Here is a 26,835-nt window from a genome sequence, read left to right as displayed (position 1 = left end):
GCCGGGCCGACTGGTGAGCCCCGGAGCATCCGGCCGGCTCCCGCGGGCCGTCAACGCGCGGGTGCCGGGTACCGTGATCGGATGCCCGCCCGCCCGTCCCGCCTCGGCGTCGCGCTGACCCTGCTCGGGGTGCTGGTGCTGTTCGTCGGGGTGATCGCACAGCTCGCGACCACGGACGGTCTCGCGCAGACGCTCTGGGTCGTCGTCAGCATCATCGGCGCGTTCGTGATCGTCGCCGGGATCGCGACCCTGATCCGGGCGAGCAGGAACGGCGCGCCGCCCGAGGACTGAGCCGATCAGGCGAATGCGAACACCGGCGGCAGCACGAGCACGACGACCGCCGTCCAGACGCCGAACACCGGCAGGTAGTCCGTCTGCCACCGCTCGAGCCGCTCGGCCGTCGTCCTGCCGAGGAGCAGCTGCACCGAGAGCCAGGCCGTGACGGCGAGGTCGACGACGAGCAGCACGTTCAGGCCGAGCGCGGCGACCCGGTTCGGGGTGAACCCCAGCTCGCCGATCCGGGCCACCATCGATCCGAGCACGAGCAGGTCGAGCAGCAGCGCCGCCACCACCGCGACGGTCCGGACGACGTCCGTCGCGCCGCCCGGGCGGACGGGGTCCAGAGCGCTCAGTCCGTAGAGCACGAGAGCGAGCACGACGAGCAGCAACGCGTCGAAGACGATCAGCAGGTTGCGGTCGAAGGCGTGCCCGATCCCGAGGACGCCGTACACGACGACGGCCGCGAGCAGCATGAGCGCGAAGAGCGGGGTGAAGATCGCGGTCAGCACGGGCGCGATGTTCTCGATGACGTTCTTCTTCGCCTCGACGAGCCATGCGGCGACGACGACCGCTCCGCCGGCGCCGGCGGGGATCACCCACGTGGCGAGGGCGTCCCCGGCGGACGGCGCGAGCGGGGCCAGGACCAGCCCGCTGAGGCCGACGAGGACGCCGCCGCCGAGCGCGATGAGGACGAAGTAGATCGCCCACTCCCCCGAGAAGCGGACGAAATCCATCCGCCTCGAGCTGGACCGGCCTTCCCCGGCGAGGTAGGCGACGCCCACGACGAACCAGAGCAGGACGGGCAGGTGCTCGGCGACGAGCAGCTCGCTGTCGCCACCCGCCCGGAACGGGTAGAGGTTCACGACGACGGCGACCAGCACCACGGGGAGCACGAGCACCGCCGCCCTGCGGAGCGGGATCCGCCGGGCGACGGCGAAGTAGGCGGCCAGCACCGGGAGGACGAAGAGCCCCAGGTCGCGGAGCACCCATCCGCCCGGTTCCCCGAGGCGAGCGATCGCCTGCGCGAGGTCGAGGAGCACGGCGGCCACGGCCGCGAAGACCACCATGCGCAGCGGGAGACGCTCTCCCGCTGCGGGGGCTGCCGCGTGGGTCAGTGCGAGCTGCTTCCACAGGCGGTCGCTGTGGGCCCGGGCGAATTCCGCGGTGATGGCGTCGACCCCGCCGAGCCGCTTCACCGCGACGAGGAAGGCCTCGTCCTCGGCCAGTCCGGCCGCGACCAGGTCGGCGATCTGGTCCCGGAGGTGCCCCTCGAGCTCGTCCGCGTCGGCCGACGTCACCGCGCCGCCCTTGGCCACGGCCGCGCGCCATGCGGCGATGTCGTCATCCACCAGTGCCCCGCTCATGTCGTCCCCAGGGAGGTGGACGGGCCGGACGCGGCGCGGCTCCAGATGCCCCCGAGCGTGCGGTTCGCCGTCTCCCACTGCCGCCGCTGGTCGGCGAGCTGGGCGCGTCCGGAGTCGGTGATCGCGTAGTAGCGCCGGCGACGCCCCTCGGGCGACGCGCCCCAGTCCGCGCGGACGGAACCGCTGCGCTCGAGCCGGTGCAGCAGCGGGTAGAGCATCCCGTCGCTCCACTCGAGCTCGTCGCGCGAGAGCTCCCGGACGCGCTTCAGGATGGCGTAGCCGTAGGTGTCGCCCTCCGCGAGGATCGAGAGCACGAGCGGCGAAGCCATCGCCGCGACCAGGTCCTTGTCCATGCCACCTCCATGCCTTGCACCGTTATGCATTGCAGCACAAGGTATGGGTGCGAGGAGGGTCTGCACAAGGGCGGAGGCTCAGCCGGCGCGCAGCCCCCGCACCAAGGCGGCCGTCGTCTCCGGCGCGATCGGGTAGCTCGCGCTGAACGACAGGCGGGTCACGACGCCCGCGAACCGCGAGCGGAGCTCCCGAGCGACGGCGTCCGCGGATCCGATGGGAGCGAAGGTCTCGAGCACCTCGTCGGGGACGAGGTCGCCCATGGTCGCCCAGTCGCCGCGTCGCGACGCCTGGTGCAGCTGCTCGTGCAGCCCCGTCCACCCGTGGGCCTCGAGCACCGGCAGGTAGGCGGGCGTGCTGCCGTAGAACGCGATCTGCGCCCGCGTCGCGCGGACCGCGACGTCGAGCGCCGCCTGGTCGTCGCCGACGGCGATCAGGGCCGGGAGCGCCACCCCGATGGACGCCGGGTCGCGCTCGGCCCCGGCCGCCCCGCGGGCGAGGGCGGGCAGGCTGACGTCCCGCAGGTAGTGCGGCGTCGTGAAGCTGTGCGCGTGCAGGCCGTCGCCGACCTCGCCGACGACCTCGGTCATCCGCTCGCCGACGGCGGCGATCCAGACGGGCGGGAGGCCCTCGGTCAGCGGGGGCGGGCTGAAGAACGGCGTCATCAGGGTGTGCGTGTAGAACTCGCCCCGGAAGCGCAGCGGCTCGCCCGTCTGCCATGTCGCCCAGATCGCGCGGACGGCGCGCACGAACTCCGCCATCCGGGCCGCCGGCCTCGACCAGGGCATGGAGAACCGCTTCTCGATGTGCGGCTGCACCTGCGACCCCAGGCCGAGCAGGAACCGGCCTGCGGAGATCGCCTGCAGATCGAACGCGCTCTGCGCCACCGTCATCGGGTTGCGAGCGAACGCCACGGCGATCGTGCTGAGCAGCTCGATGCGGGTGGTCTCGCGGGCTGCGAGGGCGAGGGAGAGGAACGGGTCGTGCCGGGTCTCGGACGCGCTGACGCCGTCGAACCCCTCCCCCTCGGCCTCGGCGGCACGGCGGGCGAGCGCGAGGGCGTCGATGCCGGGATCGCCGCCGACGTCGAGTCGGAACGGGGCGGCATCGGTCTCGATCGGCACGACCTCATCCTCTCGCGGCACGATGGAGGGCAGGACCGGAAGGGGATCGACGTGACGACACCGATCGAGGAGACGATTCCGCAGCCGGAGCACGGTGCGGCGCCTGCGGAGTGGGTGAGCGAGAACCTCGCGGAGCTCGAGGAGATGAACGCCGACAGCGCCGAGAGCGTCGCCGAGGCCGGCTCCGACTCGGTGCGGATCGAGTTCGCGTTCGCGGCCTCCACGCAGGAGGTGGGTGACGAGCTCGCGGAATACCTCGAGACCGAGGGCGACTACGAGGTCGAGGTGCGCGCGCCGGAGACCGAGACGGACGAGTGGACCGTCGCGGGCACCACGCCGGAAGTGGCGGTGACCCGGGCGGGCCTGGACCGGTGGGTCCGCACGATGACGATCGCGGGCTGGGCGCACGGGCACTGCCGGCTGGACGGGTGGAGCGCGCTGTTCGAGTGACCGTCTGCAGGTTCGCGAGCCGTCTGCAGGTCGGATGGGGGTAGTCAAACCTGCACATGGCGCGAGCACCTGCACACGGCACCGCTCCCGGGGCACGTTGCCAGGCGCCACGTCCGCGGGGCCCAGCAGCCCGCCGTGTTCGTGCCCCGCGAGCTCGCCGATCCGGTGCCCCTCGTGGTGCTGCCGCACGGCGCAGGCGGGACGCCGGCGGGGATCATCCCCTTCCTGCAGCTGGAGGCCGAGGCGCGCGGGGTGCTCCTGCTCGCCCCGAAGTCCGGCGACGCGACCTGGGACGTGATCCGTGGCGGCGTCGGGCCGGACGTCGCGGCGATCGACCGGGCGCTCGGCGAGGTGCTCGACCTGTTCGCGGTCGCGCCGGAGCGGCTCGTGATCGCCGGCTTCTCGGACGGCGCCTCCTACGCCCTGTCCCTCGGCCTCATCAACGGGACGCTCGTCCGCCGGATCCTCGCCTTCTCCCCGGATTCCTCGTCGCACCCTCGCGCCGGGCGGCCGTCGGTCTTCGTCTCGCACGGCGTCGACGACCCCGTGCTCCCGATCGACCGGTGCAGCCGGCGCCTCGTCCCGGTGCTCGAGCAGGAGGGGTACGACGTCGACTACCGGGAGTTCCGCGGCGGGCACGAGGTGCCCGCCGCCATGGTCGCGGCCGCGCTCGAGCCGGTTGCACCGCGACTCGTCGGCTAGAGGCGCGTCTGCAGCACCACCACGCCCGGCCAGACCGCGAAGGCGACGGTGACGGGGAGGATCAGGAAGACGAGCGGCACGAGCATCGCCACCTCCTTCTTGCCGGCGCTCTCGAGCATCGCCCGCCGAGCCTCCTCGCGCGCGTCGGCCGCCTGCACCCGGAGCAGCTCGGCGAGGGGCGAACCTCGCTCGAGCGCCGCGACCACGTGGGCGAGGCAGCGGGCGAGCGCCGGGATGGCGAGCTCGTCACCGAGCCGCGTGAGGGCGGCGCCGAGCGGGACGCCCACCGCCGTCTGGGCGACGACGGCGCCGATCTCGTCGGCGAGCACCCCGCTCCCGACCCGGGCGATGCGGGCGAGCGCGTCGTGCACGCCCTCCCCCGCCGCCAGGCTCAGGGCGAGGAACTCGAGCACGGTCGGCAGCTCGCTCTCGATGCGACCGGCTCGGCGGCGGGCGGCCCTGGTCAGCAGGTGGTCCGAGGCGGCGAGCCCGATGCCCGCGCCGACCATCGGCGCGGCGACGACCGCGAACTGCGACGCGGATCCGCTGAGCCCGCCGAGCAGCGCCACGCCGCCGAGGACGACCGCGCCGGCGGCGGTCCAGCCGAGCTGACGCAGGCGGTGGCCCTCGACGCTGCGGTCGAGGCCGGCACGGCGGAGGCGGAGCGCCGCCCCGCCCGGGGACCCGAGCACAGCACCGAACGCCCGCTGGAACGCCTCGAGGAGCGGGACGGCGAGCACCCCGATCACCGGCACCGGATCCGCGGGAACGCGGTCGCGCAGACGCCGCGCCTCGGCCGAGACGTCGAGCAGGTAGGGAGCGATCCGGGTCGCGAGGCGCGGCCGGGCGAATGCGGGCAACCGGCTCGTGAGGCTCCACAGGCCGAGGCCGAGACCGATGCCGCAGACGATCGCGAGGGCGAGCTCCCCGGTCACCGGAACCACCTCCGGTCCTCGGGCAGCCGACCGATGGCGACCATGACCCGGTAGGCGATCAGCGTGACGGCGGCGGCGGTGACGACGAGCACCGCGCCTGCGGGCGTCCCGTAGGCGGCCGCGCCCTCGGGCCTCGTCGCGAGCAGCACCAGCACGATCCACGGGGCGGCGAGCCCCAGCTTGCCTGCGCCGGTGACCCACGACTGCCGCGCCTCCATCTCCGACCGCAGGGCGAGGTCCGCCCGGAGGTGGATCGCGAGGTCGCGCAGCACCGACGGCAGCTCGGATCCGCCCACCTGCCTGGCCATGCGGAGGATCTCGATCAGGCGATCGGCGGTCGGGTCGGCGAAGCGGGCCTTCGCCGCGTCCAGAGCCACCTCCGTGGTCCCCGTCTCCCGCCAGCGCCGCTCGAAGAGCGCGAAGCCGGGTCGGAGCGGCGCGGGCGCCTCGGTGGCGAGTGCCGCGATCGCGTCCGGGAGCGGCATGCCCGCACGGACCGAGGCGACGAGGGCGTCGACGACCGCCGGCCAGAGGGCACGGGCGGCGTGGAGCCGCCCCCGGGCACGCCGGCCCAGCACGGCCCAGGGGGCGACGGCCGCCGCGACAAGGGCGAGGGCCGCGACGGCCGGCAGCCCGGTGAGGGCCTCGGCGAGCGCCCCGGCAGCGAGCCCCAGCAGGAGCGACACGGGCAGGAACAGTCCGGGGGCGATCCCCCGGACGCCCGCCTGCTCCAGCCGGTCCACGATGCGACCGACTCCTCGGCGCACGATCACCGCGCGTCGCGACCGCGGCCAGAGGATCGGCGAGACGACGAGCAGCAGGCCCGCTCCTCCCAGCGCCCCGAGCGCGGGGATCACGCGGCCCGTCCGAGCAGCGATCGAACGTCGATGCCCGCCGCGTCGAACTTCGAGGTGCGGGGCAGCACCGTCGTGCGCGGCCGCAGCACGCCGTCATCCAGACCGAACACCCGACCGGCCTCGATGGTCCCGCCCTCCGACACGGACCCGGTCGGGGCGAGGATCTCGACGACCCGGCGGCGCCCGGACGCCAGCATCTCGCAGTGCACGACGAGTTCGACGCACGCGGCGACCGTCGGCACGACGAAGGCGGCGTCGATGTTGCGGCCGGCCAGCAGCGGCAGCGTGCAGAGCTTCGTGAGGGCGTCGCGGGCGGAGTTCGCGTGGATGCTGCAGGCGCCGGGGATGCCCGAGTTGAGCGCGATCAGCAGGTCCAGCGCCTCGGCCTCCCGCACCTCGCCGACCACGAGGCGGTCCGGCCGCATCCGGAGTGCCTCCTTGATCAGGCGCCGCAACGTGACCTCGCCGCCGCCCTCGAGGCTCGGCTGGCGGCACTGCATCGCGACCGCGTCGCGCCCGGGCGACCGCAGCTCGAACGTCTCCTCGACCGTGACGACGCGGTCGGAGGGCCGACCCGCAGCGAGGAGGGCATTGAGGAGCGTCGTCTTGCCCGCCTGCGTCGCCCCCGACACGAGCACGTTGACGCCCGCGAGCATCGACGCGCGGAGGAACTCCGCCGCCGTCGACGGCAGCGATCCGCGCGCCACGAGCGCTTCGAGGTCGACGACGCGATCGGAGAACTTGCGGATGTTGACGGCCCAGTGCCGCCGCGTGATGTCGGGGATCACGACGTGGAGGCGCGAACCGTCGGGCAGCGAGGCGTCGACGAACGGTGAGGACAGGTCGACCCGCCTGCCGCTCGTCACGAGCATCCGCTCGACCAGGTCACGCACCTCCTGCTCGGCGAGCACGAGGGGCGTGAGCTCCGCGACCCCGCTGCGGGCGACGAAGACGCGGGTCGGCCCGTTGATCCAGATCTCCTCGATCTCCGGGTCGTCGAGCAGGGGCTGCAGCGGGCCGAAGCCGGACAGCTCGGCGACGATGCGCCGCTCGGCCTGGCGCTCGTCCGCGATCAGCGGGGCGCCCGACCCGACGGCGTGCTCGGCGTAGCGCCGCAACTCCTCCCGCACGGCGCCGACCGGCCCGTTCTCGTCGAGCTCGCCACGCCGTGCACGGTCGCGCACCGCTGCGCTGATCAGTCGAACGGGGTCGGCCACGGGGTCAGTGTGACCGTCTGCGGATCCGCTCGTCGGCGGTTCTCCACAGGCGCTGAAGCGCCCTCGCGGCACCCCCGCCGCGTCGCACCCCGCCGCTACACTGAGCCAGCCCGATGCGGGAGTGGTGGAATTGGCAGACACGCAGGACTTAGGTTCCTGTGCTTCGGCGTGAGGGTTCGAGTCCCTCCTTCCGCACTCGCCGCACCGCCGCGGCGCATGCCGCACGAGCCGAGGGATGGACGACGTGCGCCTCAGCGCCCTGATCCCGTTCCTCGATCCGACATCGCTGATCCACTCGTTCGGGCCCTACGCCATCCTCGGCGTCTGCCTCATCATCTTCGCCGAGACCGGCCTGCTGATCGGCTTCGTCTTCCCCGGCGACACCCTGCTCATCATCACGGGACTGCTGTCCCGGCACGACGTGCACGGCCTCGGTGTCAGCATCTGGGTCGCGGCGCCCGCGATCGGCGTCGCGGCGTTCCTCGGCGGGGAGACGGGCTACTTCATCGGCCGCAAGACGGGGCCGCGGATCTTCGAGCGGCGGGAGACCGGCCTCTTCAGCCGCGAGCAGGTCGAGCGGACCAACGGGTTCTTCGACAAGTACGGCGCGCTCGCCGTGATCCTCGCCCGCTTCGTGCCGATCGTGCGCACGTTCGCGCCGATCGCCGCGGGCGTCGGACGCATGCCCCGGCGTCGCTACACGCTCTACAACCTCATCGGCGCGATCGCGTGGGGCTTCGGCATCACGTTCCTCGGGTTCCTGCTCGGCGGCATCCCGCCCGTGCGCTACTTCGTCGTGCACTACATCGACGTGATCCTGCTCGGCGCCGTGGTGCTGAGCCTGGGCCCGACCGCCATCCACCTGCTCAGCAACCGGCGCAAGGCCAAGCGGGCGGCCCGGGAGCAGCCGGCGACGGACTAGCGGCTCAGGCGCCGATCCGTTCGGCGAGGGCCCGGAACGCCAGCCCTCGATGGCTGCTCCCGTTCTTCTCCTCCGCCGTCATCGCGGCCGCGGACCGATGCTCGCCGGCCGGCCGGAACACGGGGTCGTAGCCGAAGCCGCCTTCACCCTCCGCCTCGGTCAGCACCTCACCGGGCCACTCCGCGACCGCCTCGAACGACGCCACGTCGGCGACGAGCACCGCGGCGCAGACGAAGTGGGCGCGGCGGTCGGTCTCCCCCGCCATGCGGGTGAGCAGCAGCGCGCGGTTGTCGTCGTCGCGGCCCGTCCCGGCGTAGCGGGCGGAGTGGATGCCGGGCGCACCGCCGAGGGCCGTGACGGCGATCCCGGAGTCGTCCGCGAGCGCGGGCAGGCCGGTCGCCTCGTGCGCGGCACGGGCCTTGATCAGGGCGTTGGCGAGGAAGGTCGATCCGTCCTCGACGGGTGAAGGTCCGCCGTACGGGACGAGCTCGACGCCCGGCAGCAGCGGCTCGAGGATCGCGCGCAGCTCGGCGATCTTGTGCGCGTTCCCGGTCGCGAGCACGATCCTGGGGAAGTGGTCGGCGACGGTCACGACGCCGTCCCGGTCGCGCCCTCCTCGAGGGCCGCCACCTGCAGCCGCGTCAGCTCGGCCGTGCCGGCGATGCCGAGCTCGAGCAGCGCGTCGAGCTCGCGCCGGTCGAACGGGGCGCCCTCGGCGGTGCCCTGCACCTCGACGAAGAGCCCACGGCCGGTCGTGACGATGTTCATGTCCGTCTCGGCGCGCACATCCTCGGTGTAGGCGAGGTCGAGCAGCGGGACCCCGTCCACGATGCCGACCGAGACGGCGGCCACGCTGTCGACGAGCGGCTGGCTGCGCTGCCCGAGGAACCGGCGGTCCCGCCCCCAGGCGATCGCGTCCGCGAGGGCCACGTACGCGCCGGTGATCGCGGCGGTGCGGGTGCCGCCGTCGGCCTGGAGCACGTCGCAGTCCAGCACGATCGTGTTCTCCCCGAGCGCCTTCGTGTCGACGACGGCGCGCAGCGCGCGGCCGATGAGCCGGGAGATCTCGTGGGTGCGGCCCCCGATCCGGCCCTTCACGCTCTCGCGGTCGCTCCGCTCATTGGTGGCGCGCGGCAGCATCGCGTACTCCGCCGTCACCCAGCCGCGGCCCTTGCCCTGCAGCCACCGCGGCACGCCGTTCGTGAACGACGCGGTGCAGAGCACGCGGGTCTCCCCGAAGGAGATCAGGGCGCTGCCCTCCGCTTGGGTGCTCCAACCGCGCTCGATGGAGACGGGGCGGAGCTGGTCGGGGGTGCGGCCGTCGCGGCGCTCGGTCATCGTGGTCCTCCGGGGGTCGCGTGCGGCAGGGAGATTGCGCCGGTGTGCACGAGGTCCACCGACGGCACCTCGGGGCCGAGGAAGCGGCGGGCGAGGGTCAGGAACGCGGATGCGCTCGTGCCCGTCGCCTCGAAGACGTGGCGCGGCGGGGTTGCCGCGGTGCGCAGCAGGTCGTGCTCGACGAGCTGCCGGTAGACGTCGTTCGCGGTCTCCTCCGCGCAGGAGACGAGCGCGACGTCCGGCCCCATCACGTAGCGGATGGCGCTCGACAGCAGCGGGTAGTGGGTGCAGCCGAGCAGCACCGTGTCGACGCGCGCGGCCTTCAGCGGTGCGAGGTACTCCTCGGCCGCCGCGAACAGCTCCGGCCCGGTCGTGACGCCCGCCTCGACGAAGTCGACGAACCGCGGGCAGGCCGCCTGCACCACCTCGATGGCGGGATCCGCGACGAAGGCGTCGACGTAGGCGTTCGAGTTGACCGTGCCCACCGTGCCGATGACGCCGATCCGCTTGGAGCGCGTCTGGCGTGCGGCGGCGCGCACGGCCGGCAGCACGACTTCGACGACCGGGATGCCGGCGCCGAGGGTGAACCGCTCGCGGGCGTCGCGGAACATGGCCGCGGAGGCGGTGTTGCAGGCGATGACGAGCAGCTTCACGCCCTGCGCGACGAGGTCGTCGAGCACGGCGAGGGCGTACGCGCGCACCTCGGCGAGCGGCTTCGGGCCGTACGGCGAGTGCGCCGTGTCTCCGACGTAGAGGATCGCCTCGTTGGGCAGCTGATCCAGGACGGCGCGGGCGACGGTCAGCCCGCCGACGCCGGAGTCGAAGACCCCGATCGGTGCATCCGTCACGGGCGGGAAGCCTAACGGCCGCGCCGGTGCGGCTGCTGGCCGCTACTCCACGTCGCGGCGGTGGTGGGTGGCGACCACGACGAGCGTGATGGCGAAGGCGAGGAGCACGACGGCGACGACGGCCGCAGGCACGTAGTCCCAGAGGACGAACGGGGAGGAGTGGACCGGCGTGGCTGTCAGCCAGGCGGGAACGCTCGGGGATCCGAGCATGGGGGAAGGGACCTTTCGGGGAAAAGGCTGCTGCACCGGGTGGGTGGCCGGCGGATGGCCGGATGTGGGTGCACCGGGCGTCCGTCGAGCGTACGGAACGGGCCCCTCCGCGAGGGAGTACCCAGTAGTGGGGGGCTTCCTCCCCGTCGCATCGTCGCGCCGTTCCGGAGAAACGGAAGGACACGCCGCTCGCGCCGGCCGGGATGCGGCGTGCCGCCTGAGAACTCCGGATCCGCGCGACGGACGGCCGTCCCTAGGCTGCTGCCGTGAGCAGCACCGCGCTGATGACGGACCGGTACGAGTTGACGATGCTCGATGCGGCGCTCGGGGACGGCACCGCCGACCGGCGCAGCGTGTTCGAGGTGTTCGGCCGCCGCCTGCCGGGGGGCCGCCGCTACGGCGTGCTCGCGGGCACGGGACGCCTCCTCGACGCCATCGAGCGCTTCCGATTCGAGGAGGCGGAGCTGCACTGGCTCGCGGAGCAGCGGATCGTCTCTGACCACACCCTCGAGTGGCTCGCCGGGTACCGGTTCCGGGGCACGATCACCGGCTACCGCGAGGGCGAGCTGTACTTCCCCTACTCCCCGCTGCTCACGGTCGAGGGCACCTTCGCCGAGGCGGTGGTGCTCGAGACGCTGCTCCTCAGCGTGCTGAACGCGGACAGCGCGATCGCCACCGCCGCCGCCCGCATGGTCCAGTCCGCGGCGGGCCGCCCGGTCGCCGAGATGGGGTCACGCCGCACCCAGGAGCACGCCGCGGTCTCCGCCTCGCGCGCCGCCTGGATCGCCGGCTTCTCGGCGACCTCGAACCTCGAGGCGGGACGCCGCTGGGGCGTTCCCACCATGGGCACCGCCGCGCACGCCTTCACGCTGCTGCACGACTCGGAGGAGGGTGCGTTCCGGGCGCAGATCGCCGCGATGGGCGTGGGTACCACGCTGCTCGTCGACACGTACGACATCGCCGAGGGCATCCGCACCGCGGTCCGGGTCGCGGGGACCGAGCTCGGCGCCGTGCGGATCGACTCGGGCGACCTGCCGGTCGTCGTCGGGGAGGTCCGCCGCCTGCTCGATTCCCTCGGCGCCACCCGCACCCGGATCACCGTCACCAACGACCTCGACGAGTACGCGATCGCCGCCCTCGGCGCGATGCCGGTCGACGCGTACGGGGTCGGCACCGCGCTCGTCTCGGGCTCCGGGCATCCCGCGGCCGGCCTGGTCTACAAGCTCGTCGAGCACGTCGACTCGGACGGCGGATGGCGCAGGGTCGCCAAGCAGTCGAGCGAGAAGGCGGGCCGCGGGGGCCGCAAGTGGGCGGTGCGTGACCTCGACCAGGCCGGCCGGGCACTCGCCGAGCGGGTCGTCATCGCCGAGCACGAGCCGGATCCGGGCAGCGGACGGCCCCTCGTGGTGCCCCTCGTCGTCGACGGCCGCATCGACCACCAGCACCTGGGCGTCGCGGGGGTGCGCGCCGCCCGCGACCATCACGCCTCGGTCATCGGCGAGCTGCCCCCCGAGGCGACACGCCTCTCGAGCGGCGACCCGGCGATCCCGACCGTGATCGAGGGCGCCTGACGCCCCCGGTTCAGTCGCGCAGGGTGTCGTAGATCTTCTTGCAGTCGGGGCAGATCGGGAACTTCTGCGGATCCCGGCCGGGCACCCAGACCTTGCCGCAGAGGGCCCGGACCGGCTTGCCGGTGACCGCCGACTCGACGATCTTCTCCTTCTGCACGTAATGGGCGAACCGGTCGTGGTCGCCGTCGTCGATCTGCTCGCCGTTGAGCAGCTCCTCGAGCTCGCGATCGAGCGTGGAGGTGCCGCCGCCGGGCTCGGTGGTGCTGTCGCGAGGCATGCGCCAAGGGTATGCCGCAGTCGGCGGACGCGGTGTCACATCCGGACGGCGGAGGCGAGGATCTCTGGACCGCGGCGCTCGAACACCCGGGCCCCGAGCTGCAGCCCGATCGCGAACACTAGGGACCCGATCCCGAGCCCGGCGACGAGCGACACGAGGAACCAGCCGTCGCCGTCGAGCACGCCGAGCAGGGCGAAGACGATCGCCGGGATCGCCGGGAGGAACTGCCCGAGGAACGTCAGCGACTGCACCGCCGCGGTGAGCCCGCTCGACGAGTTCGGCTGCTGGAACGGCGACGAGCCGGGCTGCGGCACGGGGTACGGCAGGCGGGCCGAGGAGACGGATCCGAGCCCCATGCCGGTGAGGAAGAGGCAGCCGGAGACGCCGAGCTCCCCGAACCCCGCCGCGGGGTCGCCGGACAGCACGCCCGCGACGATCGACCCGGCGATCAGCAGCGGGGCGCCGACGGCGAGCACCGGGGTGAGGCGGCCGAGCCGGTCGGCGACGCCGCGGGTGTGCGCCGCGACGTGCAGCCAGATCGCCGTGCTGTCGTAGGCGATGTCGTTGTGCGACACCCAGCCGAGGAAGAGCGCCACGATCGGCACGGGCAGCAGCGCCAGCCAGCGGCCGGGCAGCCCGACGAAGCCGAGCACGAGCACGATGACGACCGGCGTGATCGGGACGACGAGGATGCTGACCCGGTAGCGGACGTCGCGGCTCCAGTAGGTGAGGCTGCGGGCCGCGATCGCCCACCCGGGCCGCGCGGGCAGGCGGCCGAACCAGCCGAGTCCGCGGTAGGACTGCGGGCGACCGTGCCGTGTCGGGCTCACGAGCGTCGTCGCCACGAGCCCGCGCCAGGCGAGCGCCAGCAGGCCGGCGGTCACCGCCGCCTCGAGCAGCTGCAGGACCCCGGCGGCGTCGCCGGCGGCGACGGCCGCTGGTGCGGCCCACGAGGCGCCGAGCGGCGTCCAGCCCAGCACCGCCGAGGCGACGGCCGCGTCGTGCGCGCCCGACGGTCCGAGCTGCACGGTGCTGAGCAGCACGATGATCGGCGACAGCAGCACGAGCCCCACCACCGCGATCGCGGCGAGCGCCTCCCTCGACCGCCGGGTGGCGAGCAGCAGCCCCGCCGCGGCCGCGCTGATCCGCGCGACGAGCACGCAGATCGCGACGGTGAGCGGCGCGGCGAGGAGCGCCACGAGGAACGCCCCGGGCGACCGCGACCACGTCACGATCGTCGCCAGCGCCACGAGGGCGATCACGAGTGCGGGGATCGAGACGAGCGCCGCGACCCCGAGTGCGACGGCGAGCCGCGTTCGGTCGAGCCCGAACAGGGCGAAGCGGCGGGGGTCGAGGGTGTCGTCGACGCCGAGCACGAGCGGCACGACGAGGAACCCGAGCACGGTGATGGATCCGCCGATCACGACGACCGGCCCGGCGACGGACACCGGCGCGAACCGCAGGCCGATCAGCGCGACGACGGCGAGGATCGTGACCGCGGCGCCGTAGAGCAGGCCGATCGCGATGCCGACGACCTGCCAGGGGCTGCGGCGGAACGCGTTGGCGGTGAGCTGCAGCTTCAGTCGGAGGAACTCCGCGATCACGATAGAACACGCCCCTGATCAGGAATCACTTGCCGCTGTGGTGTGGATGCCCACCCCACCGTAGCCCAGCGATCCGAGCAGATGGTCATGGTGCACCGCCGTCAGCGGCCGGCTGAGCGATCCGGACTAGGACGAGGCGAAGTCCCTCAACAGCTCCCCGTCTCCCGCGAGGTCGACCGTGAACGGTGACTGGTACAGGTCGTTGCCGGGACCGCTCCCCGCCAGCTCCGCCCGCGAGAAGTGCTGCGTGACCGGATCACCGTAGACGGACGAGATCAGGAACTCGTTGATGGCATGGTGGCTCTCGGGCTGCAGCACGAGGACCTGCCGGTCTCGCCCGCGGAACACCGCGTTCAGCATCGCGCTCCCTCCGAATCCCGCGAGCCGTTCGGCATTGGCGAATATCGCGACCTGCGTGTGCAGATCATGCTCGGCCGGGAGGATCACCTCGAAGCCGGCGTCGGCGAAGAAGCTCTCGACCTCCGCGGCATTGCGGCAGTCGCGGGTCCCGCCGGGCGGCCGAGAGACGAACACCCGCTTCGGTGTCTCCGGAACGGGTCGCATCGAGAGCACCCGGTCGCGCCAGCGGTTCCACACCTGGCTGATCGATGGATCGGCGTAGCCGAAGAAGAAGTTCACGAACTGCGGCGTCACCCCGTACAGACGCTCCACGCGAGCCGGCTTGTTGAGCACCTGCAGCCGATCGCGCTCGATGCCGTAGGCGTCGAGCAGGTTCTGCATCCAATCGGGGAGCTCCGTCTCCTTCTCGGTCGGCGTCGACACGAGCAGCTTGACGTTCGGATCCTCCTGCACCGCCCGGTCCCACCCCCAGAGTCGCCCGGACATGTCCGTCAGCAAGTGGCCGTAGACCTTCGGATGCTCGTCGTCGAGGTAGTAGTACGACCCCTTCAGGATCGGCAGCTTGCCGTACGGCTGCGGCAGGCGGACGAACCGGAGGTCGACGTCCCTCGTGAAGACCTGTTCGGGATAGGGGCGGCGAGTGAGGCGGATCGCGTCGGGCAGCAGCAGGTTGTCGCGGAAGACGATCTGTCGCGGCGCGCACGACACCTCGTCGTAGGTCCTGAACACCATCGGGGGAAGGCTGAAGGAGGTCGGGAACTTCCACCTCAGATCCGCTCGATTCAGGCTGAGCGGGGCGAGTTCGGTGACGGTGGAGGCCGGAGCGATCACCTGCTCCGTCGTCCAGTCCTGCATGCGAGCCCGGACGAACTCCTCCGTCATGTCGTCCTCCCGCACTTTGAGGAGGTGATTCAGGCCCTTGTGCAGGACGACCGACCCACCGACCTTGTGCTGGTCGAGCACCGCCCCTGCGAGGCGGCGCGTCGCGACCCGCGCGTCGGGCTCGCGATGCGCGACGCCGAGTCTGCCCTCGCCGTTCGGGGAGAACCCCGGCTCGCGTCGGATGCGGTCGAGTTCAGCGAGGAGCTCCGCGACGGCTGGATCGGTTCGCAGAACGACGTACCGGCCATGAGGAAGCAGGTAGTACAGCAGCTGGCGGAGTCGACGCTCCTGCTCGCTCCCGCCGAGGCCGTCGACGAGCACCCCGAGCCTCGGGATCAGGCGCAGCGCCCGGTGGATCTCGTCGATGTCGGCGCTCTCGTCGAGCCCGGCTCGCGCCGGCGAAGTGCCCCTTGTGCGAGGAACCACGAGGTGCACCCGGACACCCGGCCGGTGCCCCAGTCGTCGTGCCACGCCCTCATCGCCGAGGACGACGACGTCGACGTCCGGATGTCGCGGCGTCGCCACCTGCGCGCTCGCAGCGTGAACGGCGCTGCCGAGGAGACCGCCCCTCCTGACGAGCGATCCTCGGAACCCGATGTCGTGCTTCACGCGCCTGAGATGCCGAGCGAGCAGTCGCACGATCGGGCGAGCACGCGCCAGGGTCTTCGCGGATGTGGACGTCATCGTCCGGAAGCATAGGTCGCGCGATCCTGCCGCCGCGGGTCCTCGGCTGCGGGTCGGAGCGGCGTGCACCGCCCATCCAGGTTCCCGTCAGCCCGACGCGTCGATCGCACCGTCGCCGCAGGCGAACCGCTGATCATCGCCGTCTCCGGCACCGGTCCCGATCAGTCGGAGAAGCTGTGCAACCACTCGAGCCCTTCCGCCGCCTTCCGGCCGCCCGCGAGGTCCACGAACCGGTCCTCGAGGCTCTGGCCCCCGCGCACCTCGTCGACGGTGCCCGAGGCGAGCACCCGGCCGCCGATGATGATCGCGACGTGGTCGCAGACCCGCTGGATGAGGTCCATGCCGTGGCTCGAGAGCACCACCGTGCCGCCCGCGCGCACGTAGCGCTGCAGGATCTCGACGATGTTCGCCGCTGACACCGGGTCGACGGACTCGAAGGGCTCGTCGAGCACGAGCAGTCGCGGCGAGTGGATCATCGCGCAGGCGAGGGCGATCTTCTTCGTCATGCCCGCCGAGTAGTCGGCGACGAGGCGGCCGGTGGCGTCCTCGAGCCCGAACGCCTGCACGAGGTCGGCGCTGCGTTGCTCGACGGTCCTCGCATCGAGCCCGCGGAGGACGCCGGAGTAGTGGAGCAGCTGCGCGCCGGAGAGCCGGTCGAAGAGACGGAGCGCGTCGGGCAGCACGCCGATCGCGCGCTTCGCCCGCTCCGGCTCGCGCCAGACGTCGATCCCGTGCACGTGCACGGAGCCGGTGTCCGGCCGCAGAAGTCCGGTGATCATCGAGAGCGTCGTGGTCTTGCCGGCGCCATTCGGGCCGACGATCCCGCAGAAGGAGCCCGGCTGCACGGTGAGGTCGATCCCCGCGACCGCGAGGGTGGGTCCGAACCGCTTCGTGAGCCCCTCGATCCGCAGCACGGGACGATTCTTGAGGCGCGACGAGCCCCCGTCCCTCGCCTGAGCCGTCGCAGCGGCGGCGGGGCCGGCCGCCGGCATCCTCACGGTGGGCTCGTCCTCCGGGACCGGCAGGCTCGCGGTCGTCTCCCCCGCCCGGGCCCGCGTTCCCGGCTCCGTGGGCACGGCAGGCGGCAACTCCTTCGTGAGCTCGCGGGTCGCTTCGTCGGGCTCGGGGGGAAGCTCACGTGTGGGCGGCTCGTCCACGAGCGCGGCGGGCGCCGGCTCGGGGGTCCTGTCAGGGCTCGGGACCGCGGCTCCCTGGTTCGCAGCCGCGACCTCGTCCCGTGCGGTGGCGGGCCGGGAGCGCGCCGCGGTGCCCCCGGTCGAGCGAGGGCCGGAGCGCTTGGCGCCGGGTTCTCCGGAGGTGGCTTTCGCCCGCGACGCGGTGGTGCGCTTCGAGGTGGCCGGCGTGCCGCTCGCCGCCTTCGCTCTCGCAGGCCGTTTCGCCGCGGGTCGCGGAGTCGACGGGTCCGCGGCCGGCGCAGGCTGCTGCTCCTCGCGATCCGTCCGGTCACCGTCGGCTGCTGGAGTCACACCCGCACGCTAGCAACCGCTCCGACGAGCCGACCTGGCACGCCGGAACCCGCGGAACCGCTCGACAGCGGGGCGGTCGATTAGCATGGCGTCCCGGCGCCCGCCCGTCGCCGTGCGCCCGATCCCAGCCGCGGGATCGACCCTGACATCGAACGGACTCCCGTGACCGCAGCCGTGACCGCGACCAGACCGGTTCGGGCCACGCGTCGCCCCGGCTACTGGACCCGCTACCGGCACGCGCTCTGGCTGCTCACGACGCGGGACCTCAAGGTCCGGTACACGACGAGCGCCCTCGGCTACCTCTGGTCGATCATCGATCCGCTGATGATGGCGGGGATCTACTGGTTCGTCTTCACGCTCATCATCCCGCACGGCCGAGCGGGGCAGGAGCCCTACGTCCTGTTCCTGCTGTCGGCGCTGCTGCCGTGGACGTGGTTCAGCGGCAACATCTCCGATGCGACTCGGGCGTTCCGGTCGGAAGCGAAGCTCATCCGCTCGGTGAAGATCCCTCGGAGCATCTGGATCCTCCGGCAGATCGCGTCGAAGGGCATCGAGTTCCTGATCAGCCTGCCGGTGATCGCGTTCTTCGCGCTCGTCACGCTGAAGGCCCCGGTGCTCGAGGCGCTCCTCTACCTGCCCCTGGCGCTCGTGCTGCAGATCGTGCTGACCGTCGGGCTCAACCTGATCATCGCCCCGGCGTCCGTGTTCCTCCGCGACCTCGAGCGGGTCGTGAAGCTGGTCACCCGGGTGCTGTTCTACGGCGCGCCGGTCATCTACTCGTTCAAGCTCGGCAACCCGGTCCTGCATTTCCTGTACGGACTCGACCCGGTGGTCGGGTTCCTCGAGCTGTACCGGGCCTGCTTCTTCCCGGCCGTGCTCGACTGGGTCTACGTGCTCGAGTCGGCCATCGTGTCGCTGATCCTGCTCGCGATCGGCACGGTCGTGTTCCGGCGCAGCGTGCCCCGCGTGCTGAAGGAGATCTGAGGTGGCGACGCCCGTCATCTCCGTCGACGACGTCGGCATCCGGTTCAAGCGCAACCGGCAGCGCTCCCGCAGCTTCAAGGACCTCTTCGCCACCGGCGAGCGCCGGGCGAAGCCCGACGAGTTCTGGGCGCTCCGCAACGTCAGCTTCGACGTGCAGCAGGGCGAGTCGATCGGGGTCGTGGGCCGCAACGGGCAGGGCAAGTCGACCCTGCTGAAGCTCGTCGCCGAGGTCATGCTGCCCGACGAGGGCCGCATCTCCGTGCGTCGCGGCGTCGCGCCGCTGATCGAGATCACCGGCGGCTTCGTCGACGACCTCTCCGTCAAGGACAACATCTACCTGTCGGCCGGCCTGCACGGGAAGCGGAAGGCCGAGATCGACGCCGAGTTCGACGACATCATCGAGTTCGCCGAGATCAAGGACTTCGTGAACACCCCGTACCGGCACCTCTCGTCCGGCATGAAGGTGCGGGCGGCGTTCAGCGTCGTCTCGCGGATGGACGAGCCCATCCTGCTCGTCGACGAGGTGCTCGCCGTCGGCGACCGCGGCTTCCGGAACAAGTGCTACGCCCGCATCGAGGAGATGCTCGAGGAGGGCCGCACGCTCTTCTTCGTCTCCCACAACTCGGGCGACCTCCGCCGCTTCTGCCAGCGCGGCCTCTACCTGGACAAGGGGCGGCTGCAGTTCGACGGCGGGATCGAGGAAGCGTTCAACCGGTACGAGACGGACTACACGGGCTGAGGCCGTCAGCGGGCCGGCAGCGGCCCGACGCCCGACTGCACCGGCGCGTACTGCCCCGGTGCCACCTCCTCGAGGTGGACGGTGTGGGACGAGCCGGTCGTCGGAAGTACGACCTTGCCGCCCTCGATGAGGCTCGACGTCTGCTCCGGCGTCACGGCGACGCCGTAGCGGTCGGCCATGGTGCTCTGCACGAGCGCGTGCTCCCCACCGAGGGTGCTGAACGCCTGCACGGCCTGCGCGACCCCCGGGACCACGGCGAGGACCGCGAGCGCGACCGCGACGGTCGTCAGCACGCGTCCGCGTCGCATCCGCGCGAGCAGGGGACCGAGCACCACCGGGACGACCGCGAGCACCGTCGCGACGAAGAACCAGGCGAGCGCCGGGATGAACACGTCGGTCTGGGCGGGGCCGAAGAACGGGATGGGCACGGGCACTGGCTCCTCGCTGGCGGGACCGACCGACGCTAGCACCGGAGTGCGGCGGGGATCCGGCGCACGGTCGGCGGGGTGCCAGGGCGGTTTCCTAGGATCCCCCGCATGGCGAAAGCACCGAAGATCGATCCGGACCGGCTGCAGTCCGGCTGGACCAAGCAGGGCTTCGACCGGCTGCTGTCCGTGCAGCGGCCCGTCGTGCTCGCACACCTGCGCTCCATCCGGAAGCAGAAGCCCGAGGCGACGCCCGCCGAGGTGATCGCGGTGCTCGAGCAGCGCTACCTCACTGCGGTCACGACCGGCGGTGCGGCTGTCGGTGCCGTCGCCCTGATGCCGGGCGTCGGCACGGCGGCGTCGATCGCCATCAGCGGCGCCGAGACCGCGGGCTTCCTCGAGGCCAGCGCGATGTTCGGGCAGTCGGTGGCGGAGCTGCACGGGTTGCCGCTCGAGGACGCGGAGCGCTCGAGCACCCTCGTCATGGCGCTCATGCTCGGTCCCGTCGGCGCGAACCTCGTGGAGCAGTTCGCCGGCGAAGCGAGCGGGACGGGCCCGAACCGGGCGGCCTACTGGGGGGAGATGGTCACCCAGCGCTTGCCGAAGCAGCTGCTGAACCGGCTGACCCAGCGCATCCGCCGTCGCTTCGTGCAGCGCTTCGCGACGCGGCAGGGCGCCTCGGTCGTGCTCCGCGCGGTGCCGTTCGGCATCGGCGCGGTGCTCGGCGGGACCGGCAACCACCTCGCCGGCCGGAAGGTCGTCGCCGCGACGCGGAGCGCCTTCGGGCCCGCGCCGGTCGCCTTCCCGGACGGCGTGACCGTCGGCTCCCGCAAGGGCCTGCCCGGTCCCGACGAGTCCTGAACCTCAGACCTGCAGCCAGAGGAACTCGAGCGGCGCGAGCTCGAGGTCGGCCCACAGGCTCGTCTCGGCCTCGGTGAGCAGGTCGACGGCGGTCGCCGGCAGCGCGGAGAAGGCCTCGGCCGGCACGAGCTGCGGGGCGTCGGACACGTTCGCGAGCACGAGCACGGCGCCGGACGCTCCCGGCCGCTGGTACCCGAGCACATGGGGGTTGTGTGTGTGGAACCCCACGAGCGCGCCGCCGGCGAGCTCGTCGGTCGCCCGCCGAACGGCGATCAGCCGCCGCATGCCTCGGTAGATCGTGCCGGCGTCGCTGTCTGGGTCGTTCCTCTCGGCATAGCGGTCGGCGGGACGGGGCGGCCGGTGCACCCAGCGGCTGTCGCCCGCGTGGTCCGGATCCGCGAGGTAGCCGTAGTCGTTCAGCTGCCCGACCTCGTCGCCCAGGTAGACGAGCGGCACGCCGCCCGTGGACAGCGCGATCGCGTGGGCCAGCAGGATGCGCTGCGCGGCGCCCGGCTCGCCCGACTCGAGTCCGGCCAGGGACGCCGTGGTGCCGGACACCCGGGCGTCGCCGGTGCGCGGGTTCTCCTGGAAGGGCACGCCCCGGGCGAAGCTGCCGGGGAACCGGTTGACGTAGAAGGCGTTCAGGAACCGGCGGTGGGCGGCCGCGTCGACGCCGAGCTCGGCCGCGTCCTCGTCCGCGAACGTCCAGCCGATGTCGTCGTGGCTGCGCACGTAGTTGACCCAGGCGCAGCCCGGGTCGATCGCGTGCCGCCGTTCGAGCGCCTGGGACAGCAGCGACGCGTCACGGGTGGCGAGCGCCTCCCACGTGAGCGCCATCTGTAGCGGGTTGTAGGAGAGCTGGCACTCCTCGGGCGAGATGTACTGCACCACCTCGTCGGGGTGCACGATCGCCTCCGACTTGAACAGCACGGACGGCGCGGTGATCCGGCAGACGGCGTTGAAGGCGCGCAGCAGGGTGTGGGCCTGCGGGAGGCTCTCGCAGCTCGTGCCGAGCTCCTTCCAGATGAATGCGACCGCGTCCATCCGCAGGATGTCGACCCCGACGTTCGCGAGGAAGAGCAGCTCCCCCGCCATCGCGTTGAAGACCGCCGGGTTCGCGTAGTTCAGGTCCCACTGGAACGAGTAGAAGGTCGACCAGACCCAGCGGCCGTCCGGCAGCTGCACGAAGGAGCCGCGGTGGTCGTCGGGGAAGATCTCCCGCGTCGTCTTGTCGTAGGCGTCGGGCATCGTGCGGTCGGGGAAGATCCGGTAGTACGCCTCGTACTCGGGTTCGCCGGCGAGCGCCCGCTGCGCCCAGGCGTGCTCGTTGCTCGTGTGGTTGAAGATCAGGTCGACCACGAGCGATATGCCGGCGACGCGCAGGTCGGCCGCGAGGCTCTGCAGCGTGGCCATGTCGCCGAGCGCCGGGGCGACCTCCCGGTAGCTCGAGACCGCGTAGCCGCCGTCCGAGTTCCTCTCCGGCGCGGCGAACAGCGGCATGAGGTGCAGGTAGGTGAGCCCGAGCTCCTTGAAGTACGGGATGCGGCTGCGCACGCCCTCCAGGTCGCCGGCGTACCGATCCACGTAGCAGACGCCGCCGAGCATCCGGTTCGACAGGAACCAGCCCGGATCCGCCTCCCGCGCGGCGTCGAGCACCTTCAGGTCGTCGGCACGCTCGGCCCACGCGTCGGCGAGCAGGCGCACGAGATCCGCCAGCCGGTCGAGGCAGTCGGCGCGGTCGCCGTAGACGGCCGAGTAGTGCTCGAACAGGATCGGGAAGTGCGCGTCCAGCCGTCCGGCGAGCACCGGATCGACCGGCGCGTGCTCGGTTGCGAGCGCCGCGTCCACGAAGGCCCGAGCGGCCCTGGCCTGCTGGGCGAGCGTGAGCATCAGCGTCCCCGATCCGTCCCGTCCAGTCTATGAAGGCCGGGGCCGCCCGCTCGGGGAGGAGCGGACGGCCCGTGGCCGGACGGAAGCGGGTCAGCCGCTGTAGGTGCCGAGCTGCACGCTCGCGGTGGCCGACTTGCCGCCGCGCACGTACACGACCTGCGTGCTCGAGCCGCCGGCGAGGGCGCGCACCTGCGCGGTGAGGTCCGTGGCGCTCTGGATGGCGACCCCGTTGAAGCGGGTGATGATGTCGCCCGGCTTCAGTCCCGCCGACGCTGCGGCCCCCCCGGAGGTGACGCTGCGGACGAGCGCGCCGGCGACGGTGCTGCTCGAGGAGCTGCTCGAGTCGCCGACGCTCGCACCGAGGAGGCCGTGCGTGGCCTTCTTGTCCTGGATCAGCTGGTCCGCGATCCGCTTGGCGATGTTCGACGGGATCGAGAAGCCGACCCCGATGCTGCCGGACTGGCTGCTCGTCGACGACGACGAGCCGGTCGAGGCGATGGCGACGTTGACACCGATGACCTGGCCCTGCGCGTCGAGCAGCGCGCCGCCCGAGTTGCCCGGGTTGATCGCCGCGTCGGTCTGGATGACGGCGAGCGAGATCGTCGTGGTGGAGGTCGTGGAACCGGTGCTGCCGGAGCCGCCGCCGTTGCCGAAGTTCCAGAAGTTGAACGGGCTGCCGCCGCCGCTGCCGTCGCCGCTCGAGTTCCCGCTGCTGTTGGGGACGGCCGACGACTGGATGCTGATGCTGCGGTTGAGGGCCGAGACGATGCCCGTGGTCACGGTGCCGGGCAGGTCGAGCGGGGCGCCGATCGCGATGGCGGTGTCGCCGACGTTCAGCCGGCTCGAGTCCGCGAAGGTCGCCGGGGTGAGACCGCCGGCCCCCGTGAGCTTGATCACCGCGAGGTCGTTGACGGGGTCGGTGCCGACGATGGTCGCCTTGTAGATGTGGCCGTCCGAGGTGGTCACGCTGACCGTGCCGGACGAGGAGGCCCCGTCGAGGGTGACCACGTGGTTGTTCGTCAGCACGTAGCCGTCGGACGAGAGCACGATGCCCGATCCGGTGCCCGACTCGTTCGTCGCGTTCACGGAGATCGTGACGACGGACGGGGAGGCCTTCGCGGCGACGGCGGAGATCGCGGTCGCGGTCTTCGAGTTGTTGATCGTCACGCTCGACGCGCCGGTCGTGGTCGACGAGGCGGTGGCGGCCTGGTCGTGCGGCTGCACGGCGAGGGCGATGCCCGCGCCGGCACCGCCGCCGATGAGCGCGGCGACGACGGCCGCGGCGACCACGGGAACGAGCAGGCCGCGACGCCGCGCGGGCGCCCGGAACGACGAGCCGTCCTCGGTGGCCGTTCGGGTCGTCGAGGTCGCCGGTGCAGACGTGTCGGCGGGGGCGGTCGGCGTCTCGGCGACGGGCCGGGTGGGGGCCGCCCAGGGGTTGTCGGAGATGTGCTCCCCGTGCGTGCCGGCGATGTCCGACGGGCCCTCCTCGGGCCGGTCAGTGCTGTCGGTCATGGTGCTCCTTCCAAGCGCCCTTCAGCTTGCGCCGGCCGCCTGTGGGGATCTTATGAGCACCCTGTCGCGTTCCTACGATCCTCGCGCGCCGGGACCCTCCCGTAGGGTCGGTCGGGTGACGACGACGGGTCCGTGGCGCAGGGCAGCGGCGGGTGCCGGCCTGCTCCGCGCAGACGGCACGCCCGGCACCACCATCTTCGCGGAGATGAGTGCGCTGGCGACCGCGACCGGGGCCATCAACCTCGGCCAGGGGTTCCCCGACACCGACGGGCCGAGGCAGGTGCTCGATGCGGCGCGGGAGGCCATCGCGGCCGGCCTCAACCAGTACCCGCCGGGCCGCGGGACGGATGCCCTGCGCCGCGCGATCGCCGCCCACCAGGCGCGCTGGTACGGGCTCCACGTCGATCCGGAGCGCGAGGTGCTCGTGACGGCGGGCGCGACCGAGGCGCTCGCCGCGACGCTGCTCGCCCTGGTCGAGCCCGGCGACGAGGTGGTCACCTTCGAGCCGTACTACGACGCCTACGGGGCCCTGATCGGTCTGGCCGGCGGGGTGCACCGCACCGTGCCGCTGCGCTGGCCCGACTTCGCCCCCCACCTCGACGAGCTCGAGGCCACGGTCACCGACCGCACCCGCGTGATCCTCGTCAACTCCCCGCACAACCCCACGGGCGCCGTGCTCGATACGGCGGTGCTCGAGCGCGTCGTCGCGCTCGCCGAGCGGCACGACGCGGTGATCGTCACCGACGAGGTCTATGAGCACCTGCTGTTCGACGGCACGCGGCACGTCCCGGTCGCGACGCTGCCCGGCGCAGCGGGACGCACGGTGTCGATCTCGTCGGGCGGCAAGACCTTCAGCACCACGGGCTGGAAGATCGGCTGGCTGACCGCCCCGGCGGAGCTCGTCTCGGTGATCCTCGCCGTGAAGCAGTTCCTGACGTACGTGAACGGGGCGCCGTTCCAGCCCGCGATCGCGGCGGGGCTGGCGCTGCCGGACGAGGTCTTCGCAGGAATCGCCGCCGACCTCGCCGCCCGTCGTGATCAGCTGCTCGAGGGGCTGCGGTCGGCCGGGTTCGGCGTCAGCGTGCCGAGGGCCGGCTACTTCGTCGTCGCGGACGCCGCGCCCCTCGGCTTCACGGACGGCGCGGAGCTGTGCCGGCGGCTGCCCGAGCTCGCGGGCGTCGTCGGCGTGCCCGTCTCCGCGTTCTGCGGGCCCGCCCTGGCGGACGAGCAGCGGTCCCTCGTCCGCTTCGCCTTCTGCAAGTCGGAGCCCGTGCTCGCCGAGGCGGCGATCCGGCTCGCAGCCCTCGGCCGCCGATGACGCCCCCCACGGTCGTCCTCGTCGTCGGGGTGCCGGGAGCCGGCAAGACCACCGTCGCGCGGGCGGTGGCGGAGCGCCTCCCCCGTTCCGCCTGCATCGAGGGCGACCTGGTGCAGCACCACTTCACGGTGTCCGGGCTCGTGCCTCCGGGCGGGTCCCCTGCGGAGGAGGCGGATCGGCAGCTCGCGCTGCGCTGGACGAACTGCGCCCTGCTCGCGCGCTCCTTCGTGGCCTCCGGGTTCACGGCGGTCGTGGAGCACGCCGTCTCGCGGCGCAGCTGGATCGACGGCTTCCTCGCCGAGACGGCTCCCGCTCCGCTGTCGTTGATCGTGCTCGCCCCGACCCTCGAGGTGACCCTCCAGCGCGACCGGGACCGCGGCACCAAGCAGGTCGGCCACCTGTTCCGGCACATGGACGCCGAGCTTCGCACCGAGCTCGGGGACATCGGCTGGTGGCTCGACACGTCCCGGCTGAGCGTCGCGGAGACGGTCGACGCCGTGCTGCGCGACGGCATCGAGGGCGGTCGGCTCCGTTGAGGCTCACCCGCGCGGTGGGCCCTGCCGCGCCGTCGGAGCGCGCCGCGCATCCGCCGTCGTCCGGATCCGGCTCCCTGCTGCAGGGCCATGGGGGTCCGACGGCGGCGTGTCGGACGGGTCGTCCTGGACACGGCGGAGCTGAAGGGCGGCTCAGCCCCGCGGGACGACCGTGTAGCGCCGGAGGGCGAGCGCCGGGTTGACCCGCCTGACCTCGGCGACGAGCTGCGCATCGACCCGCGCGACCGCGACGCCCGGCTCGTCGCCGAGCTCGGCGAGGAGGTCGCCACGGGGATCGACGATGAGGCTCGTGCCGACGCCGCCGGGCGGCACCTGCCCGGCAGCCGCGACGTAGAGGGTGTTCTCGATCGCCCTCGCGGTGACCAGGGTGCGCCAGTGCGCCACCTTGCGCGGGCCCGGCACCCAGTCGGCCGGCATCACCACGAGGTCCGCCCCCGCGTCCGCGATCCGCCTCGTGACCTCGGGGAACCGCACGTCGTAGCAGGTCTGCAGGCCGATCCGCACGCCCCCGACCTCGAAGACCGCGGGCTCGTCGAGCGGGCCCGGCTCGACCCAGTCGCTCTCCCTCGCGCCGAACGCGTCGTAGAGGTGCGTCTTCCGGTAGACGGCCAGCACGCCGCGCGCGTCGACGGCGACCGCGGCGTTCCGGAACCGCTCCCCCGCCCGCTCGACGAGGCCGAACACGACCGTGAGCCCGACGCCGGCGGCGACGGCCCGCACGGCAGCGGTGAACGGCCCGTCGAGGTCCTCGGCGTGCTCGGCGAAGCGGGGACCCATCCGGGGCTCGAAGTAGGAGCTGTACTCCGGGAATGCGACGAGGTCGGCGCCCTGCTGCCGCGCCTCGGTCGCGAGACGACGGACGGCGGCCGCGTTCGCCTCGGGATCCGACCCGGGAGCGAACTGGGCGACGGCGACCTGCACGGGGGCAGCCTACGAGGCCGAGTCGCCCCCGGACGCGGTCTTCTGCATCTGGTGCAGCTCGACGGTGAGCCGATGGATCTCGCGGGTGAGCACGGTGTTCTCGTCGAGCTCCTTCTCCTGCACCGTGAACTCGTGGTCGGCCTTCGTCTGCTGGAAGGCGGACTGC

General features: G+C 72.6%; 28 protein-coding genes and 1 tRNA gene. 11 read left to right on the top strand and 18 right to left on the bottom strand.

Annotation, left to right across the window (positions count from 1 at the left end):
* Positions 1-81 precede the first annotated feature (81 nt).
* A complete protein-coding gene (locus JWQ92_RS03625) occupies positions 82-291 on the top strand; it encodes a hypothetical protein (protein WP_297343096.1) in 210 nt (69 codons plus the stop codon).
* A gap of 5 nt (positions 292-296) precedes the next feature.
* Here the strand turns inward: JWQ92_RS03625 and JWQ92_RS03620 are convergent, their stop codons facing one another.
* The 3 genes from JWQ92_RS03620 to JWQ92_RS03610 form a co-directional block, all read right to left on the bottom strand.
* Positions 297-1,643: a permease prefix domain 1-containing protein gene (locus JWQ92_RS03620; protein WP_297343095.1), complete on the bottom strand. Its 1,347-nt coding sequence runs from the start codon at positions 1,641-1,643 to the stop codon at positions 297-299.
* Positions 1,640-1,996, bottom strand: a complete 357-nt coding sequence (locus tag JWQ92_RS03615) for a PadR family transcriptional regulator (RefSeq protein WP_297343094.1) — start codon at positions 1,994-1,996, stop codon at positions 1,640-1,642. Before JWQ92_RS03615 ends, JWQ92_RS03620 begins: the two co-directional genes overlap by 4 nt.
* 78 nt (positions 1,997-2,074) lie before the next feature.
* Complete coding sequence (locus tag JWQ92_RS03610; protein ID WP_297343093.1) at positions 2,075-3,118, bottom strand: TIGR03617 family F420-dependent LLM class oxidoreductase; 1,044 nt, start codon at positions 3,116-3,118, stop codon at positions 2,075-2,077.
* A gap of 51 nt (positions 3,119-3,169) precedes the next feature.
* Between JWQ92_RS03610 and JWQ92_RS03605 the strand changes: the two genes are divergently transcribed.
* Positions 3,170-3,568 (top strand): ribonuclease E inhibitor RraB, encoded by a 399-nt coding sequence (locus tag JWQ92_RS03605; RefSeq protein WP_297343092.1) that lies wholly within the window; start codon positions 3,170-3,172, stop codon positions 3,566-3,568.
* A gap of 135 nt (positions 3,569-3,703) precedes the next feature.
* Positions 3,704-4,270 carry a hypothetical protein gene (locus JWQ92_RS03600; RefSeq protein WP_297343091.1) on the top strand — a complete coding sequence of 189 codons (567 nt, stop codon included), beginning with the start codon at positions 3,704-3,706 and terminating at the stop codon, positions 4,268-4,270.
* Here the strand turns inward: JWQ92_RS03600 and JWQ92_RS03595 are convergent.
* The 3 genes from JWQ92_RS03595 to JWQ92_RS03585 are packed head-to-tail and all read right to left on the bottom strand — an operon-like array spanning position 4,267 to position 7,279.
* On the bottom strand, positions 4,267-5,205 hold the full coding sequence (locus JWQ92_RS03595; RefSeq protein WP_297343090.1) for a type II secretion system F family protein: 939 nt from the start codon (positions 5,203-5,205) through the stop codon (positions 4,267-4,269). The genes JWQ92_RS03600 and JWQ92_RS03595 overlap by 4 nt on opposite strands.
* Positions 5,202-6,062 carry a type II secretion system F family protein gene (locus JWQ92_RS03590; RefSeq protein ID WP_297343089.1) on the bottom strand — a complete coding sequence of 287 codons (861 nt, stop codon included), beginning with the start codon at positions 6,060-6,062 and terminating at the stop codon, positions 5,202-5,204. Before JWQ92_RS03590 ends, JWQ92_RS03595 begins: the two co-directional genes overlap by 4 nt.
* Positions 6,059-7,279, bottom strand: a complete 1,221-nt coding sequence (locus tag JWQ92_RS03585) for a CpaF family protein (protein WP_297343088.1) — start codon at positions 7,277-7,279, stop codon at positions 6,059-6,061. The genes JWQ92_RS03590 and JWQ92_RS03585 overlap by 4 nt, the downstream gene beginning before the upstream one ends.
* A gap of 115 nt (positions 7,280-7,394) precedes the next feature.
* On the opposite strand from JWQ92_RS03585, the gene JWQ92_RS03580 reads away from it, so the two are divergent.
* Both JWQ92_RS03580 and JWQ92_RS03575 read left to right on the top strand, forming a co-directional pair.
* Positions 7,395-7,474: transfer RNA gene (locus JWQ92_RS03580), tRNA-Leu, on the top strand.
* Positions 7,475-7,514: 40 nt separating this feature from the next.
* Positions 7,515-8,201, top strand: coding sequence for a VTT domain-containing protein (locus tag JWQ92_RS03575; RefSeq protein ID WP_297343087.1), 687 nt, complete (start codon positions 7,515-7,517; stop codon positions 8,199-8,201).
* 4 nt (positions 8,202-8,205) lie between these two features.
* Here JWQ92_RS03575 and rdgB read toward each other — a convergent pair whose 3' ends face one another.
* From rdgB to JWQ92_RS03555, 4 genes are read right to left on the bottom strand one after another with little or no spacing between them, the layout of a single operon-like run.
* On the bottom strand, positions 8,206-8,793 hold the full coding sequence (gene rdgB, locus JWQ92_RS03570) for an RdgB/HAM1 family non-canonical purine NTP pyrophosphatase (RefSeq protein ID WP_297343086.1): 588 nt from the start codon (positions 8,791-8,793) through the stop codon (positions 8,206-8,208).
* Positions 8,790-9,539 (bottom strand): ribonuclease PH, encoded by a 750-nt coding sequence (gene rph / locus JWQ92_RS03565; RefSeq protein WP_297343085.1) that lies wholly within the window; start codon positions 9,537-9,539, stop codon positions 8,790-8,792. The genes rdgB and rph overlap by 4 nt, the downstream gene beginning before the upstream one ends.
* On the bottom strand, positions 9,536-10,387 hold the full coding sequence (gene murI, locus JWQ92_RS03560) for a glutamate racemase (RefSeq protein WP_297343084.1): 852 nt from the start codon (positions 10,385-10,387) through the stop codon (positions 9,536-9,538). The genes rph and murI overlap by 4 nt, the downstream gene beginning before the upstream one ends.
* 42 nt (positions 10,388-10,429) lie before the next feature.
* Positions 10,430-10,597: a hypothetical protein gene (locus tag JWQ92_RS03555; protein ID WP_297343083.1), complete on the bottom strand. Its 168-nt coding sequence runs from the start codon at positions 10,595-10,597 to the stop codon at positions 10,430-10,432.
* 266 nt (positions 10,598-10,863) lie between these two features.
* On the opposite strand from JWQ92_RS03555, the gene JWQ92_RS03550 reads away from it, so the two are divergent.
* Complete coding sequence (locus JWQ92_RS03550) at positions 10,864-12,168, top strand: nicotinate phosphoribosyltransferase (protein ID WP_297343082.1); 1,305 nt, start codon at positions 10,864-10,866, stop codon at positions 12,166-12,168.
* Positions 12,169-12,178: 10 nt separating this feature from the next.
* On the opposite strand, the gene JWQ92_RS03545 is transcribed toward JWQ92_RS03550, so the two are convergent.
* The 4 genes from JWQ92_RS03545 to JWQ92_RS03530 all read right to left on the bottom strand — a co-directional run bounded on the left by JWQ92_RS03545 (position 12,179) and on the right by JWQ92_RS03530 (position 16,967).
* Complete coding sequence (locus JWQ92_RS03545) at positions 12,179-12,445, bottom strand: DUF3039 domain-containing protein (RefSeq protein WP_297343081.1); 267 nt, start codon at positions 12,443-12,445, stop codon at positions 12,179-12,181.
* Positions 12,446-12,480: 35 nt separating this feature from the next.
* Positions 12,481-14,049, bottom strand: coding sequence for an ABC transporter permease (locus JWQ92_RS03540; protein WP_297343080.1), 1,569 nt, complete (start codon positions 14,047-14,049; stop codon positions 12,481-12,483).
* Positions 14,050-14,175: 126 nt separating this feature from the next.
* Entirely contained in the window at positions 14,176-15,975 is a 1,800-nt protein-coding gene (locus JWQ92_RS03535) for a glycosyltransferase 61 family protein (protein ID WP_297343079.1), read from the bottom strand.
* 161 nt (positions 15,976-16,136) lie between these two features.
* On the bottom strand, positions 16,137-16,967 hold the full coding sequence (locus JWQ92_RS03530) for an ABC transporter ATP-binding protein (RefSeq protein WP_297343117.1): 831 nt from the start codon (positions 16,965-16,967) through the stop codon (positions 16,137-16,139).
* A 657-nt stretch (positions 16,968-17,624) separates the two neighbouring features.
* Here JWQ92_RS03530 and JWQ92_RS03525 point away from each other — a divergent pair.
* On the top strand, positions 17,625-18,446 hold the full coding sequence (locus JWQ92_RS03525) for an ABC transporter permease (protein WP_297343078.1): 822 nt from the start codon (positions 17,625-17,627) through the stop codon (positions 18,444-18,446).
* 1 nt (position 18,447) lies between these two features.
* Entirely contained in the window at positions 18,448-19,185 is a 738-nt protein-coding gene (locus JWQ92_RS03520) for an ABC transporter ATP-binding protein (RefSeq protein WP_297343077.1), read from the top strand.
* A gap of 5 nt (positions 19,186-19,190) precedes the next feature.
* Here JWQ92_RS03520 and JWQ92_RS03515 read toward each other — a convergent pair whose 3' ends face one another.
* On the bottom strand, positions 19,191-19,613 hold the full coding sequence (locus tag JWQ92_RS03515) for a hypothetical protein (RefSeq protein ID WP_297343076.1): 423 nt from the start codon (positions 19,611-19,613) through the stop codon (positions 19,191-19,193).
* A gap of 108 nt (positions 19,614-19,721) precedes the next feature.
* Between JWQ92_RS03515 and JWQ92_RS03510 the strand changes: the two genes are divergently transcribed.
* The gene (locus JWQ92_RS03510; protein ID WP_297343075.1) at positions 19,722-20,471 is read left to right on the top strand and encodes a hypothetical protein; all 750 of its coding nucleotides are present in this window, start codon (positions 19,722-19,724) and stop codon (positions 20,469-20,471) included.
* 3 nt (positions 20,472-20,474) lie between these two features.
* Here the strand turns inward: JWQ92_RS03510 and JWQ92_RS03505 are convergent, their stop codons facing one another.
* Positions 20,475-22,361: an alpha-amylase family protein gene (locus JWQ92_RS03505; protein WP_297343074.1), complete on the bottom strand. Its 1,887-nt coding sequence runs from the start codon at positions 22,359-22,361 to the stop codon at positions 20,475-20,477.
* A gap of 90 nt (positions 22,362-22,451) precedes the next feature.
* Positions 22,452-23,876 (bottom strand): trypsin-like peptidase domain-containing protein, encoded by a 1,425-nt coding sequence (locus tag JWQ92_RS03500; RefSeq protein WP_297343073.1) that lies wholly within the window; start codon positions 23,874-23,876, stop codon positions 22,452-22,454.
* A 115-nt stretch (positions 23,877-23,991) separates the two neighbouring features.
* On the opposite strand from JWQ92_RS03500, the gene JWQ92_RS03495 reads away from it, so the two are divergent.
* Together JWQ92_RS03495 and JWQ92_RS03490 are read left to right on the top strand one after the other, a co-directional pair.
* The gene (locus tag JWQ92_RS03495; protein WP_297343072.1) at positions 23,992-25,194 is read left to right on the top strand and encodes an aminotransferase class I/II-fold pyridoxal phosphate-dependent enzyme; all 1,203 of its coding nucleotides are present in this window, start codon (positions 23,992-23,994) and stop codon (positions 25,192-25,194) included.
* Positions 25,191-25,730 carry an AAA family ATPase gene (locus tag JWQ92_RS03490; RefSeq protein WP_297343071.1) on the top strand — a complete coding sequence of 180 codons (540 nt, stop codon included), beginning with the start codon at positions 25,191-25,193 and terminating at the stop codon, positions 25,728-25,730. The genes JWQ92_RS03495 and JWQ92_RS03490 overlap by 4 nt, the downstream gene beginning before the upstream one ends.
* Before the next feature lie 150 nt (positions 25,731-25,880).
* Here JWQ92_RS03490 and JWQ92_RS03485 read toward each other — a convergent pair whose 3' ends face one another.
* A complete protein-coding gene (locus JWQ92_RS03485; RefSeq protein ID WP_297343070.1) occupies positions 25,881-26,669 on the bottom strand; it encodes a carbon-nitrogen hydrolase family protein in 789 nt (262 codons plus the stop codon).
* Positions 26,670-26,835: the final 166 nt, after the last annotated feature.

The organism is Amnibacterium sp. (assembly GCF_025463795.1).
GTDB lineage: Bacteria > Actinomycetota > Actinomycetes > Actinomycetales > Microbacteriaceae > Amnibacterium.
This window is presented reverse-complemented; position numbering and strand designations above follow the sequence as displayed.